We start from the raw sequence: 14651 nt of genomic DNA, 5'->3' as shown, positions 1-14651 counted from the left end.
AGCCCCTGACGGCCGCTCGTAATGAGCGGCTGTCACGGTGCTGTCAGTCGCCAGCGGGTGACGATTTCGTCGTGGCACCGCATACTCGTACGCGTTGGCCTATCCTGCTGACAGCACGACGCGGGTTCATTCATGAGGGATTTTCGATGTTCTACGTGCAACGCGATGCGCAAGGCCAGTTGGTGCGCGTGGAAGCGACGGCTTACGCGGAGGCTACAGAAACGCTGCCCTCCGATCACCATGAAATCCAGGCCTGGTACGCCAACGAAGTGATGGAGACCAGCCTCAAGCAGCTCAAGCAAAGCGACCTGGAGATGATCCGGGTACTCGACGACCTGATTCAGGTGCTGACCAGCAAAGGGGTGATTCGCGTCACCGACCTGCCAGCAGCCGCGCAAGCCAAACTGATGGACCGGACCCAGGCCCGCGAAGCGCTGGGTGGTTTGAGTCACTTGATTGATGAAGATGAAGGCGGGTTGATCTAACCCCCACAACGCCGCTCGGTCCCACGCTCCCGCGTGGGCACGCCTCAATGGACGCTCTGCGTCCGCTTCTGCATGTGACGCAAAGCGTCACGGGCTGCATTCCCACGCAGAGTGGGAACGATCAAGCCTTACTGCCAACGCTTCGGCTCACCAAACAACTGCCCTTGCACGCCGTACACACCCATCTCGCGAATCACCCGTAACTCCCCTTCAGTCTCCACTCGCTCGGCAATCAACGGCAAATCGATGCTGTGGGCGGCGCGCTGGATGGCTTCGATGAACAGACGCTTATCGCTTTCCTGATCAATGGCACGGATGTAACTGCCATCGATTTTCAGATAGGCCAGTCCCAGCCGCGCCAGGTTGCCGATCATGCTGAAGCGACCGCCAAAGCGCTGCAGGCTCAGGGAGAAGCCCAGCTCACGCAGACGACGGGTCAGCTGTTCGAGCACGGCCTGATCAGGTAATTGCTCTTCGCCAATCTCCAGGGTCAAGCGTGGTCCCAGACTGGAATGCTCGCGCAGGATTTCGAAGACTTTATTCAGGGCTTGCGGATCCGCCAGGGTGGCGGCGGACAGGTTCAGCGCCAGCGAGTCTTCATGGCCCGCCATCTGCGCCAACACCCGTTCCAGCATCAGACGGTCCAGCCGCGCGGTCCAGCCAAAACGCTCCAGCCACGGCAGGAAGCGCCCGGCAGGGATGGTCTGGCCCTGCTCATCGAGCAAGCGCGAGAGCACTTTGTAATGCAGCACCAACTGCGTGTCCTGACTGGCCACGACCGGTTGGAAGTACAACTCGAATCGCTGCTGATTCAGTGCCTGATCGAGCAAGGTATGCCACGCATGGTGATCGTCGCCGACAATGGCCGCTGCGCCGTGATCCAGGCACGCCCAGTTCACCTCGCCCTCGGCTTCCGCCTGTGACAACGCCTGATCCGCCAGGCTCAACACCGCCTGCGGTGTGTCGCCATGGGCAAACGGCGCCAAACCGATCGACGCCACCGACGCCACATCAGTCGCCCCGGTTGCGTACAGACTGGCCAGCGCGCTGTCCAGGCTCTGCGCCAGTTGCAGCGCCTCTTCGCGCACCAGACCAGGCGCCAGCACGGCAAATTCACCACCGCGAATACGCGTCACCAGGTTCTGGGTTTCCGGGAATCTGGCGCACTCACGCGACAATTGCTCACCGACCGACCGCAGCAACTGGTCGGTGCGTTGACCGCCAAGACGCTGGTTCAAACCGGCCAGGTCCTTGACCCGCAACAGCAACAGATAACCCGAACTGGCCTGCTCCGGGTTGCTTACCCGGGCGTTCAATTGCATCTCGAAATAACGCCGGTTAGCCAATCCCGTCAGGGTGTCCTGATAGGACTCGACCCGCAGTTTTTCACTGCGCTCAGCCTGCTCCTGAAACAACGCCTTGAGTTTCTCGACCATCTGGTTCATCGCCTGCACCACGCGCCGCAGTTCCGGGGTACGCGGCAGCTCGGGCAGGCTGAGAAACTCGCGACGGGCGATGGCGTGGGATTGCTTGACCATGTAATCCAGCGGTTTCAATTGTCGACGCAGTAACAGTGCGCCGAGTACCGCGCTTAACGCGCCGCAGATCAGCAACCATCCCAGACTGCCCAGAGCGCTCTGCCAGAGCTTGGCCACGGCGAACATCGGGTGGCTGATGACCTCGACCCTGGCCGCCTGTTCCCAGCCACGGCTGACCAGCGCATCACCGCCAGCAGGTTCCAGAGCGATCAATTTGACGAACCAGCCGGGCACGCTGCTGACTTCCGGAATGCCACTGCGCTCGACGATGGCTTTGTCGGTTTTGAGGTCGACCACGCGAATACTCGCGTAATAACCGCTGTCGAAGATCGAGCTGACCATCAGCTCGACCATCGCCGGGTCATCGATGCTCGGCGTCAGCGAAAGCGCCAGCGCGGTCGCTGCGTCCTGCGCATGGGAGCGCAACTGATTGACGTACTGGGTCCGCGAACTCTCCAGGCCGACCATGAAGCTGCCACTGAAGGCGACGACCAGGAACAGACAGATAGCGATCAACAGTTGTTTGAACAAAGACATCTAAGCGCATGCTCCTAGTGAGTCGTCTCGACCGGAAATCCTTCGGCCTGCATTTTCTTCAACACATCCTGCCAACGGGACAGACGCTTGGTGTCACCGACTTTTTTATTGCCCTTGGCGCCCGGCAACCAAAGCCCTTCGGCATTGAAGGAGTAGACCGGCAGCAAATCGGTGCGCTGGCTGGCCGGCTGGATCGCATCCATCAGGCTGTCGAGTACCAACGGCATGGCGTCCGGGCTTGAATAGTAGGTCAAGACCATGTGCGCGCGATTCTGGCGCAGGGCCTTGACGTAAGTGATGCGCAATTTGTCACTGGAAACCCCAAGATGGCGCAGGCTGAAATACTTGGCGATCGCATAGTCCTCACAATCGCCAGCACCCTTCCACAAGGCTTCGATCGGTGTCGCCCAGTAGTCCTCGACGTGCCACAGGTCGATGTCTTCCACGTAATGCATCTGCTTGTTGAAGAACAGGTTGACCACATTGAGCTGTTCCGGCTCCGGAGTTTGCTTCTGTGCCGCCAGCAGGTGTTGCCAGGCATCGATTCGTTGCTTGCCTTCACCCAACGGCCCGTACAATGTTTCGGCCCGGCGGCTGATCAGCGAAAAATCCCAATCGGCATGCAGACCGCCCAGCAAGACGCCAGCAATCAGCAGTGCTGAACACAACCAGCGCAGGGGCCGAGGGAGAGCGAAACGTGCCTGCAATGCAGTGAGTCCAAAGGGCGGTTGGAAATCGATGGATGGTGAAGCCTTGATGGATAAAAGACAATGGCACGGTGCAATCACCGCGAGCACGCTAAACTTGAGAAAGCGCAAGCAGTTGAAAAAAACGTAGCCAGTGATGCTCTGTTCGGTGGCAATGCCAGTGGCATAAAACTAACGGAAACTGATTTGTTTTGCCGGTTTGACAACCAGCAAGGCAGTCACTAGTGTGCATTGGATCCAATATTTTTCATTTTAATCAGGGTGCGTTGTCGTGACACAGAAGCCCAACCCTTTAAGTACTATCCCGGTCAGCGGCCCAATCCCCGCTCACCTTGCGCGATCGGTGATCGAGGAAACCCTGCGCTCGGCGATTCTCGACGGCCGTTTGCCTTGCGGTACCGCGCTGCGCCAGCAAGACCTGGCCGACCTGTTCGGTGTCAGTCGCATGCCGGTGCGCGAAGCCTTGCGCCAGCTCGAGGCGCAATCACTGCTGCATGTTGTCGCACACAAAGGCGCGGTTGTCGCACCATTGGTCGAAGGTGACGCCGCCGAAACCTATGCCCTGCGTATCCTGCTGGAGTCCGAGGCCCTGCGCCTGTCGATCCCGCTGCTCGACGACGAAGATTTTGCCGAGGCCGAGCGTTATATCGACGACCTCGAAACACAGACCGATTATGCCGAGATCGGCAGGCTTAACCGTTTGTTCCACATGACGCTATACCGCAAGGCGCCCAACCGCAGGCTCCTCAGCCTGGTGGAAGGCGGTCTGTGGGAAGAGGAACGCTTTCTGCGCTTCAACCTTGAAGCCATGGGGCTCGGCAAGCTGTCCCAGGAAGATCACCGTGACCTGCTGCTCGCTGCACAAGCCCGAGACATCGCGCTAACCGTAACAAAGCTTCAGAACCACCTGAACCGGGGTGTCGAGGTCATCACGCGTTACCTGAACAGCCTTGAACCTCAGGGCAAGAAATCATCGACGTGAATCGTACAAGAAAAGCCGTGCACACCCGGAACACTCCATGGCTGACCGTGATCAGCGCCAGCCAGACGACGGACGTCAGGCTGATCTGCTTCGGCGAAGCTGGTGCCGACCCCGAGCAGTTCAGCAGTTGGACTCAAGCGCTGAGCGAGCACATTGAACTACTCGCGTTCAGGCTTCCCGGCCATGACAATCCGCAGAACCGGACTCGCTACGAACAATGGCCACCGCTGCTGGTCGACGCCTTTGCGGCGCTACAACCTTACTTGTCCGAACCCCATGCGCTGTTTGGCCATGGCCTGGGCGCAATTCTGGCCTACGAGCTGGCCAAGTTGAGTGAAACCCACTGCCCGGGGCAAACCCGTCACTTGTTCATTTCCGGTTGCCGTAGCCCGGATACCCGACCCGCCTCTGCGCCGCAGCATAGTCTGCCGAACATCCGGCACAGTTATGCACCCTCAAGCCCAGGTGCGCTTCTCGATGCAACAGCCAGCGATCAACTCGCCGCCTTCGAAGCACTGATACACAGTGACTTGAAACTGCTCGAGTCCTGGGCCGACCCTTCCAGTCGCAGCCTGCACATCCCGATGACTGCTTTCTACGGCAGCGACGATCCGCTGGCCCCCCTTGAAAGCATGGTCAATTGGTGCGAATTCACTCGCCGTGAATTCGAACTGATAGAAATGACCGGTAATCATTTTTTCACCACCACTCAGCGCCATCGTCTGCTGCAGATTATCAACACCCATCTGGGCCTGCTCAGCGAGTAAGCACCTGACGCCTGCGCCATGAGGCACAGGTTCTCGAGAAGCGCTGGCGACACCAATCCCTTCTTCCCCCCCTGAAAACCCCTGCCCCTCCCTGCGCCAGTGATAGCAGTACTGGTTTTTTGGGCTCACTCTTGGCTTGCCGACTAAAAAAGGACGAGCGGCGTGTAAATCTGCCTGCACAGCCCTCGCGTGATGGACGAACAAAAGGAGGCTTGCCAAAGGACGGGAAGAGATGGGCCGTGCCCTCCTCCTGCCCACCACATCAAAAAAAACATCAACTCCCCAGATACAAAGTTGCTCCGAGTGAGGCATTCACTCATTTAAATTCTGACTTATATAAGCCGGAAGGAACAACTTCATCCCAATAAAACTTAATCCAGAAGTTTTATCGAAACTTGTCGCGCCAAAAAAAATACACTTGACAAATATTATAAAAAACACTTGCCCGCTACTTGTTTCATGTATTAATTTTTCTCCGCCGACAACTTCAAGCTCCCGCGTACTTGTCGGCACGGTCAATGCCAAGGTCTGTAAGACTTATCTCGGCATCTGACCGCCAAGCACCATCGACACACGCAACGCCTTGCCTGGCAAGGTCCGCCAACGCCATGAACTGCATCAACGTTTGTTTGAGGTACTTGTTCGCCTATTAAAAAGATCAGGCCGCACCGTGTTTGAACTCGCCTAATAAACCTCTGCCAATCGAACAACTTAACTCACAACTTATAGGTCTCTCATGAAACCCAATAAAGCACTTCTCGACCAAAAAAAAGCAGCCCTGAGCGCTCACCCTATCTTTGCCGAGATCCATTCACTGTCAATACTTCAACGCTTTATGGAAACCCATGTATTTGCTGTATGGGACTTCATGTCACTGACCAAACGCCTGCAACAGGAACTCACGTGCGTGCAGCTGCCCTGGCTACCGCCCCAAGACCCTCAAGCGGCGCGCCTGATCAACGAAATCGTCCTTGGCGAAGAGTCCGATGACCGACTCGATCACGGTCACTACAGCCATTTCGAGTTGTACCTGGATGCGATGCGCGAAATCGGCGCCAGCACGGCGGCCGTGGAGCGCTTCGTCGCCCTGCAAAAGGAAGGCGTGAGCTACGACGTCGCCCTGCAAAGCGTGGACGTCGACCCGGCCGCATCGAACTTCGTCCGGCACACCTTGCACACCGCGCTGTATGCGCCGGGGCACAGCGTTGCCGCAGCGTTTTTGCATGGCCGTGAAAGCGTCATTCCACAGATGTTCCAACGCATTCTCGACGATTGGGGCATAGGCATCGAACAGGCGCCGACCTTTCGTTACTACCTGGAGCGGCACATCGAAGTCGACTCCGAAGACCACGGCCCCGCCGCCGAAACACTCCTGGAACGCTTGGTCGATGGCGATCCGCAACGACAAGAAGACGTCTATGCCGCAGCCATCGCCGCTGTGGAAAGCCGTATCGCACTGTGGGACGGCTTGCGCCTGAGCATGCGTGAATCAGTCGCCGAGGTGAGCGCATGAACGCCGCCGACTACCAATCCTTCGCCGACGCCTGGGAAAACCGCGCGACTATCCGTACACGTCCGCGGCGCATGGTCGAAAACGACGACAAACTGATCTATCCCTTGAGCCGCCAACCGCTGGTACTGAGCGAAACCTTTGTCCGCGAATGCCCGGAACAACGCGACTTCGCATTGGTGCAGACGCTCTACAAGTTCATCAACGACGTGGTGATTTTCGAAACCGAAATCGTCGACAAGACCGCCCGCAGCATCGCCAAGAATCGCTTCGCCGTGCCCTTCCCGTTCGCCTGTCGCTATGACGCCATGACCGTGGTGGTGGATGAGGATTACCACGCGCTGGTGGCGATGGATTTCATGCAGCAGACCGTGGCCATGACCGGCATCACGCCGATCGAACTGCCGCATGAAATCGAGCTGAGCCGGGCAATTCCTGCAGCGTTGGCGCTGGCCCCGGAACATCTGCGCAGCGCCGTTGAGCTGATCTGCGTGGCCATCGCGGAAAGCACCGTGACCAACGACGTCGCGGCATTCGCCAAGGACGACACGGTCAAGCAATCGATCAAGGGCCTGATGGCTGATCACTTGCTCGACGAGGGCCGCCACTCGGGGTTCTGGTCACGGCTGGTTCGGATCTATTGGCACTCGGCTAACGAAGACGACCGCCAACTGATCGCGAAGATTCTGCCGGTATTCATCACTCACTACCTGACTAACGACATTCAGAAATCGTTCGATTTCCGGTTGATCGAACACCTGCACATCAGCGATGCCGCCAAGGCCGCACTCAAAAGCGAAGTGGCAGGCCTGGCCTTCCCGATCAATCGCCATCACCCGCTGGTTGCCAACATCGTGCGGTTTTTCCGCAGCAGTTCGCTGCTCGATTCACCGTGCGTGCAAGACGCCTTGAGCGACTACCTGATCTAGCCGAGGAGAACATCATGAGACGTCTCGACATTCTGCTCATCGGTCAAAGCCAGGCCTTGAATGAGCTGGCGCTGGAGCTGGAACAACACGGCCATACGCTGACGCGATTGAGCGACAGCCACACCCTGAGCGAACAACCGGTCGGTAACGCCGAGCTGCTGATCGATGACGGCAGCCTGGCCATTCCGGCGCAACGTCTGCGCGACCAGGGCGAGTGCGCACAACTGAGCGTGCGCCTGGGCCTGGGACCTGAAGACGCCAGCGGTCTGCCGCCTATCGACGTGCTGTGCCGCTACATATCGAGCGGCGACCAGCGACTGATCGCTCGCGTCCCCGTCGCCGACGAAGCCTCTGGTAATGGCCAGGCGCTGCTCCTGAGAGTCATCGCTGAATTGGTTGACCGCGTGGCGCTTGAGGTCAGCCGTTTTTCCCGCGATGCCGAGTACTTCACGCAAGCTGCAACGGCCACGCCCGGTCGTCATCAGCGTGAAGAAAGCTTGTTGACGCTGGAGAGTCTGGCCTATGCCCACCGGCTAAACCTCAACGCGCAACCGCAGCTGCTGCAACTCGGGCAAATCCCGATGATCGAGCGGCTCGAACAGAGTTTCAAAACCTTCCGTGAACGCCCGGCGCTGCACATTGCCGGTGAGGTGCTCAGCTATGGCGACTTGTACGCCCGGAGCCTGGCAATCCAACAACGGCTGCTGCCATTGATCGAGCAGCACCGGGCGGTTGAGGGACCGGTGGTCGTGGGTATTTGCCTGCCGAAATCCAGTGCATTGTTCGCCGGCATTCTGGCGATCCTCGGCAGTGGCGCGGTGTACCTGCCACTCGAACCCAGCCATCCGCTGCAACGTCAGCAGTACATCCTGGAGAACGCTGGCGCCGTGCTGTTGTTGCACGATGGCCAGCACCCATTAAGCGACGAGATGCCCGGGCTCGACATCACTGGCATCGACGCCCGCGAGGCAAATCCCTGCTTGCCGTTGATGCGCCTGCGTCCCGGCAGCCAGGCGCCGTGCATGGCGCTCTACACGTCGGGCACCACCGGTCATCCCAAGGGCGTGTTGCTCAGCCAGAACAATCTGGGGCACTTCACCGCGTGGTATGCCGATTACGTCGGGCTGACGGAGCGGAGTCGGGTGTTGCAGTTTTCATCGCTGAGTTTCGACTCCTCGTTGATCGATATTTTTCCGGCGCTGATCCAGGGCGCCGAGCTGATCGTACCCAACGACGACCAGCGTCGTGACCCGCTGCAACTGGTCGAGTTGATCCGTCATCATCAGCTCAGCCACGCGTTTTTGCCGCCAGCGCTGCTGAGCATTCTGCCGCTGGATCAGTTGCGCGACCTTGCACATGTGATGACCGGGGGCGACGTCTGCGAACCCCATGTGATCAAACAGCTGACCCAGCAAGGCAAGCTCTACAATCTGTATGGCCCGACCGAAGCCACAGTGCTGATCACCGCCCGACAATTGCAAGTCGGTGATAGCAATCGCAGCCTCGGGGCACCGATTGCCAACAGCCAGGTGCTGATCCTCGACGAGAACTTTCAGCCCGTGGCCGAGCAGACCGTCGGTGAGCTGTACATCGTCGGCCCGGGGGTGTGCCTGGGCTATTTGAACAACCCGCAGCAGACCGCCGAGCGCTACCTGCAATTGCCCTTGCCGGGCGGCCAAAGTTTGCGTGCCTATCGCACCGGCGATATGGCGAAGTGGACCGCCGACGGCATCGAGCTCTGTGGACGACGAGACAATCAGGTGAAGATCCGCGGCTATCGGGTCGAACCGGAGGAGATCGAACGCTGCTTGCGCGACAGTCAGTTGTTCCGCCAGGTGGCCGTAGTGATCGACAGTCATCGAAGGATTCTGGCGTTCCTCGCACAACCCCAGGAAGACCAGCCAGGCGCAGCGCGCGAAGCGCTGAAAGCTCACGCCCAGCAGTTCTTGCCGGACTACATGCAGCCCATCGCCTGGACTGAGTTGGCGAACATGCCTTTTGCCAGCAACGGTAAAGTCGATCGCCGGGCGCTGCTGGCGATGCCGGTCAGTGTCCTCGAAAACCTTCAGCGTCGGTTACCCGAGTCCGCCGACGAGGCGCAACTGCTGGAGCTCTGGGCCGATCTGCTGGAGTTGCCGGCAGGCGACATTTCCACCGACGAAAACTTCTTCAATCTGGGCGGGCACTCGATCCTGTTGTCGCGCATGTTGCTGCAAATACGCGAGCAGTTCGGACGCAGCATCTCGATCAACCGCTTCATCGAAGTCCCGACCATCGCCAGGCTGGCCACGCTGGTCAGAGGTTCTGTCGGTGAAGAAGTGCTCAGCGAAAAAGCCCTGGCCGATGCCTTCCGCGAGCTCGATGTACAGCCCTTGCCGGTCAGCCGAATGGGCGATGTGCACAAGGTCATCGTTACCGGCGCCAACAGCTTCGTCGGCGTGCATATCGTCGAAGCGCTGCTGGCCTGGGGCGCCAGCGAAGTCGCGTGCCTGGTGCGTGACGGTGCCGGGCAAAGTGCTGCGCAGCGCTTCGCCGAATCGCTGCGTGAGAACCGTCTGGAGCATCTGGACCTGACTCGGGTGCGGGTCTACGCAGCGGACATCACGCAACCGGCACTGGGCCTGACGCCGGAGGTATATGAGCGGCTGGATCGGGAGTTCGGCGCGTTGGTGCACAACGCCGCCAACGTCAACCACGTACTCGATTACGAGTCGTTGGCACGGGATAACGTCGAGCCGATTTTCGAGTGCTTGCGGCTCTGCGAAGGGCGCAGCAAGAAGATCTTCAATTTCGTCTCCACACTGTCGGCCTCCAGCACCATCGACGCCGAGGGGCGAGTGCTCGAACAACCCGCCGCGCAGACTCCGCCGATCTACATCAAGAACGGCTACAACCTGTCCAAATGGGTCGGCGAACGGATCCTCGAGCGTGCTCGCGAGCGCGGGGTGCGGGTCAACCTCTACCGACCAGGCAACATCAGTTTCAACAGCCTCACCGGCGTCTGCCAGCCGCACAAGAACCGTCTGATGCTGATGCTCAAAGGCTCGATCCAGCTCGGCCAGGTGCCGGAGTTCGCACTGAACTTCGACTTGATGCCGGTGGACTTCCTCGCCCGCTTCATCGCCTTTCACGCCAGCCGTTATCAGCCCGAACAGGCGGTGTTCAACCTGCACAACCCCGAACCGCTGAGCTGGGACGCCTACGTCGCTTCGTTCCGCGAGGCCGGCCGCGAGTTTCAAATGGTCAGCGTCGCCGACTGGCAACAGCAACTGGGTCGGGTCGACAGCGATAACGCGTTGTTTGGCGTGCTGGGTTTCTACCTCAACGGCTTCGAGGAGGACATCGGCGACATCTCGATGATCGGCCACGCCAATGCCCAGGCCGGTGTGCAGCAAATGGGCACGCACTACCCGCAAAAGTCTCCGGCGCTGCTGCGTCGCGGCTGCGACTACCTGAAAGAAATCAACTTCATCTGATTCACCACCCGTAGAAATGGAGCAAGACCATGAGCACTCTGCAACCCGATACCCTGATCAAAAACCCGCACGGCTGCCACGTTGTGTCGTCGGTGGAAATACCCGCCGAGGCGTCGCGGGTTTGGGAAGTGGTCGGCAACTTCGCCGGCTTCGACAAGTTCATCCCGGCGCTGTCGCACATCGAGATGACCGGCGAAGGTGTGTCGTCGCTGCGCAAGAAGTTCTTCAAGGACGGCAACCTGGTCGTCGAACAACTCAACTCCCGCGACGACCAGGCGCTGAGCATGACCTGGACTACCGTCTACAACACCTTGGGCGTTGGTCAGTTGTGGGCTGCCATGAGTGTCGAGCCCCTGAGCGCCGGCAAGTCGCGCGCAACCTGGACCATCATCGCAGAACCCGCCCAGGGCGGCGCAGAAGCAATGCCGGGGTTCAAGGACTTCGTGCAGGGGTTTGCCGATGACTCGATGAGCAACGCGCGCAATTTGTTTGCGTAGGGAATTTTCGCCATAAAAAAACGCGATGAGTCAGACCGACTTCATCGCGTTTTTTTGCATCCATGCAACGGTTTAAATCTTGAAGCTATCTACCAGTTGCTTCAGGCGGTTGGCCTGCAGCGACAAGGCATCGCAATCCTTCAATGTTTCGTTGAGGTTGGCCACGCCCTGCTGGTTCAGCAGGTTGATCTGATTGATGTCACCGTTCAGGGTTTCCACCACTGCCGTCTGCTCTTCCGTTGCGGCCGCAACCGACTGGTTCATGCCGTCGATTTCGGTGATCCGCTGGGTCACGCTGATCAACCGCGCACCGGCCTGATTCGCCACTTCGACGCTTTCCTCACTGGATACCTGGCTGGCATTCATGGTCGATACCGCTTCACGCGAGCCGACCTGCAATGAGGTGATCATCTTGTGAATCTCCTCTGCCGACTCCTGAGTGCGATGGGCCAGGTTGCGCACTTCGTCCGCCACCACCGCGAAACCACGTCCGGCTTCACCCGCCCGCGCCGCTTCGATGGCCGCGTTGAGAGCCAGCAAGTTGGTCTGCTGCGAGATGCCTTTAATCACATCGAGGATGTGCCCGATGTTGTCGGTGCTGGCGTTCAGGGTTTCAATCTGGGTGCACGACAGGCTGATTTTTTGCGACAACTCGGTCATCGCCAAAATCGTTTGTTCCACCACCTGACGACCGTCGTCAGCTTGCTCACTGGCACCGCTGGCGTGTTGCGACGCGTCCGCTGCGTTACGGGCAATCTCCTGAGTGGCCGCACCCAGTTGGTTGATCGCTGCCGCCACGCTATTGGTCCGTGCGCTTTGCTCATCAGAGCCGATGATCGAAGCATTCGACGACGCCATGACCCGTTGCGACAGGTCATGTACCTGGCGCGTGGCCGACGACACTTCGGAAATCGACGCGTGAATCCGCTCCACGAACTGGTTGAAGGCACCGCCCAATTCACCAAACTCGTCTTTGCTTTCCACCGCCAGACGGCGAGTCAAATCGCCTTCGCCTTGAGCGATGTCCTGCATCGCACGGCCCATGGTGGTCAGTGGACGCATCAGCACTTGAATCAACAGACTCAGCAGCACGGCAATTGCGGTCACCGCGATGAACATCGCAATCAGTGCCGACGTGCGGAATTTGCTCAGTGGCGCATAAGCCTTATCCCTATCGATCGTCAGGCCGATGTACCACTCAGCATTCGGCAAGCCGGTAACCGGGGTAAAGGACAGGATGCGCGCCTGCTTGTTCAGGAGCACTTCCTGATTCCCCCGCTCGATGCGTACGTTCGAGCCTGGGTAGATGTCCTTGAGGTTCTTCATCACCTGGTCTTTGTCCGGGCTGACGATCACCTGGCCGTCAGCACTGACCAGGAACGCATGACCGATACCACCGAAGTCCACCGAGTTGATGATCTTCACCAGGGTTTCCAGACTCAGGTCACCACCGACGACGCCAAGCAGTTCACCGTTCTTCTTCACCGGCATGGCGATCGTCACCACCAGCCCGCCAACAGCGGCCATGTAGGGCGGCGTGAGCATGGTTTTGTCGGCAGCTACGGCCTGCTTGTACCAAGGGCGCTGACGTGGATCGTAACCATCGGGCATTTTGGCGTCAGGACGTTGGGTAAACACGCCATTGGACTGACCGACGTAGGTGAACTGGAAATTCGAGGTGAAGGCCGGCTGATCGACCAGCCCGGCAAAGTCTGCGTTGGCGCCTTGGTGCGCGACGTTCTGGGAGAGGTTTTCCAGTACCAGGATTCGCCCACTCAGCCAGTTCTGGACGCTGCTGGCCGTCAGATCGCCGGCTTGCTGGACGGAGGAGTCGAGGTTTTGCTGGATGGTATTCCGCTGCAGGTAGTCGTTGTACAAAGTGAACAACGCAAAAGCCAGAACCACTACGCCTGAAGCGGCCAAAAGGATTTTATGGCTGAACTTGAGATTCATTTCATGGGACTTCTTATGCAAGGAGTGGGGATGCGTTCCGGGTGCAACATTCCATGTGACGCCGTAGACCGTTCTAAGGCGGCTCTACTTTGGTGCACGCATGTCTCACCAGTCTTTCGGCACAGATCCGAGAAAACTTAGGCTTTTATGCAAAACGCACGTCTTTCCCTGCATGAACCCGCTAAATGGCGTGCTAGAGCTTTCAACCTACGTTTTTTTGATGACGCTTGATCATGCAGCACAGGCGCTCTGCACCAATCATCGCGCAGGAGGGCGAGGCGGCAGGGTCTTCACGGGGAGCTTGAAGCCTTTAGCGGCCTCTGAAATGACAAAACCCCTGTCTGCGTAAGCAGACAGGGGTTTCGGAATTCAATCTTGACGATGACCTACTCTCACATGGGGAAACCCCCACACTACCATCGGCGATGCATCGTTTCACTGCTGAGTTCGGGATGGGATCAGGTGGTTCCAATGCTCTATGGTCGTCAAGAAATTCTGTGACCAGCCCGTATGAAGCATACGTGCCGGCAAAATTGGTGACTTCTACTTAAAACAAAACCCCAACTGCTTTCGCAATTGGGGTTTCGGAATTTAATCTTGACGATGACCTACTCTCACATGGGGAAACCCCACACTACCATCGGCGATGCATCGTTTCACTGCTGAGTTCGGGATGGGATCAGGTGGTTCCAATGCTCTATGGTCGTCAAGAAATTCGGGTACTGAGTCGTGACCTGTTGGTCTCGCTTCAGCAAATTGGGTATGTGATAGATCTCGGTGTTTGTGAGCAGCTCGAACTTTCGGTTCGTTTCGTCTTCACACACCGCAATCTGGCTCTTCTCTCGAAGCATGCAGATTGCTTGGGTGTTATATGGTCAAGCCTCACGGGCAATTAGTATTGGTTAGCTCAACGCCTCACAGCGCTTACACACCCAACCTATCAACGTCGTAGTCTTCGACGGCCCTTCAGGGGACTCAAGGTCCCAGTGAGATCTCATCTTGAGGCTAGTTTCCCGCTTAGATGCTTTCAGCGGTTATCTATTCCGAACATAGCTACCCGGCAATGCCACTGGCGTGACAACCGGAACACCAGAGGTTCGTCCACTCCGGTCCTCTCGTACTAGGAGCAGCCCCTCTCAAATCTCAAACGTCCACGGCAGATAGGGACCGAACTGTCTCACGACGTTCTAAACCCAGCTCGCGTACCACTTTAAATGGCGAACAGCCATACCCTTGGGACCGGCTTCAGCCCCAGGATGTGATGAGCCGA

Annotated in this window: 10 protein-coding genes, 3 rRNA genes and 1 pseudogene (1 of these 14 cut by a window edge); 7 read left to right on the top strand and 7 right to left on the bottom strand. The window is 58.4% G+C overall.

Translation table 11 applies throughout. From position 1 onward, the window contains the following. Positions 1-146 precede the first annotated feature (146 nt). Positions 147-485 carry a hypothetical protein gene (locus AO353_RS11175; protein ID WP_054594989.1) on the top strand — a complete coding sequence of 113 codons (339 nt, stop codon included), beginning with the start codon at positions 147-149 and terminating at the stop codon, positions 483-485. A gap of 128 nt (positions 486-613) precedes the next feature. Here the strand turns inward: AO353_RS11175 and lapD are convergent, their stop codons facing one another. Together lapD and lapG are read right to left on the bottom strand one after the other, a co-directional pair. Continuing rightward, positions 614-2560: a cyclic di-GMP receptor LapD gene (gene lapD / locus AO353_RS11170; protein WP_054594988.1), complete on the bottom strand. Its 1947-nt coding sequence runs from the start codon at positions 2558-2560 to the stop codon at positions 614-616. A 14-nt stretch (positions 2561-2574) separates the two neighbouring features. Beyond that, positions 2575-3267, bottom strand: a complete 693-nt coding sequence (gene lapG / locus AO353_RS11165; RefSeq protein ID WP_054594987.1) for a cysteine protease LapG — start codon at positions 3265-3267, stop codon at positions 2575-2577. A 271-nt stretch (positions 3268-3538) separates the two neighbouring features. On the opposite strand from lapG, the gene AO353_RS11160 reads away from it, so the two are divergent. The 6 genes from AO353_RS11160 to AO353_RS11135 all read left to right on the top strand — a co-directional run bounded on the left by AO353_RS11160 (position 3539) and on the right by AO353_RS11135 (position 11428). Next, entirely contained in the window at positions 3539-4249 is a 711-nt protein-coding gene (locus AO353_RS11160; RefSeq protein WP_054594986.1) for a GntR family transcriptional regulator, read from the top strand. Beyond that, positions 4246-5016 (top strand): thioesterase II family protein, encoded by a 771-nt coding sequence (locus tag AO353_RS11155; RefSeq protein ID WP_237142976.1) that lies wholly within the window; start codon positions 4246-4248, stop codon positions 5014-5016. The genes AO353_RS11160 and AO353_RS11155 overlap by 4 nt, the downstream gene beginning before the upstream one ends. A 736-nt stretch (positions 5017-5752) precedes the next feature. Next, positions 5753-6529, top strand: coding sequence for a DUF3050 domain-containing protein (locus AO353_RS11150; protein ID WP_054594984.1), 777 nt, complete (start codon positions 5753-5755; stop codon positions 6527-6529). Next, positions 6526-7455, top strand: coding sequence for a diiron oxygenase (locus tag AO353_RS11145; protein WP_054594983.1), 930 nt, complete (start codon positions 6526-6528; stop codon positions 7453-7455). Before AO353_RS11150 ends, AO353_RS11145 begins: the two co-directional genes overlap by 4 nt. A 14-nt stretch (positions 7456-7469) precedes the next feature. Then, positions 7470-10931 (top strand): amino acid adenylation domain-containing protein, encoded by a 3462-nt coding sequence (locus AO353_RS11140; protein ID WP_054594982.1) that lies wholly within the window; start codon positions 7470-7472, stop codon positions 10929-10931. A 29-nt stretch (positions 10932-10960) separates the two neighbouring features. Next, positions 10961-11428, top strand: coding sequence for an SRPBCC family protein (locus AO353_RS11135; protein WP_054594981.1), 468 nt, complete (start codon positions 10961-10963; stop codon positions 11426-11428). A 72-nt stretch (positions 11429-11500) separates the two neighbouring features. Here the strand turns inward: AO353_RS11135 and AO353_RS32085 are convergent, their stop codons facing one another. The 5 genes and pseudogenes from AO353_RS32085 to AO353_RS11115 all read right to left on the bottom strand — a co-directional run. After that, positions 11501-12286: a methyl-accepting chemotaxis protein gene (locus AO353_RS32085; protein ID WP_371917687.1), complete on the bottom strand. Its 786-nt coding sequence runs from the start codon at positions 12284-12286 to the stop codon at positions 11501-11503. Between the two features lie 69 nt (positions 12287-12355). Beyond that, positions 12356-13381 (bottom strand): annotated as a pseudogene (locus AO353_RS32080) (cache domain-containing protein); the annotation flags it as partial. A 373-nt stretch (positions 13382-13754) separates the two neighbouring features. After that, positions 13755-13871 (bottom strand): 5S ribosomal RNA (rrf, locus tag AO353_RS11125). Positions 13872-13976: 105 nt separating this feature from the next. After that, positions 13977-14092, bottom strand: a 5S ribosomal RNA gene (rrf, locus tag AO353_RS11120). A gap of 160 nt (positions 14093-14252) precedes the next feature. Next, positions 14253-14651: ribosomal RNA gene (locus AO353_RS11115) — 23S ribosomal RNA — on the bottom strand; it runs 2493 nt beyond the window's last position.

This window comes from Pseudomonas fluorescens (assembly GCF_001307155.1).
Taxonomy (GTDB): Bacteria; Pseudomonadota; Gammaproteobacteria; order Pseudomonadales; family Pseudomonadaceae; genus Aquipseudomonas; species Aquipseudomonas helvetica.
Note: the sequence above shows the minus strand (reverse complement) of the source record. Positions and strands in the feature narration are given on the sequence as shown.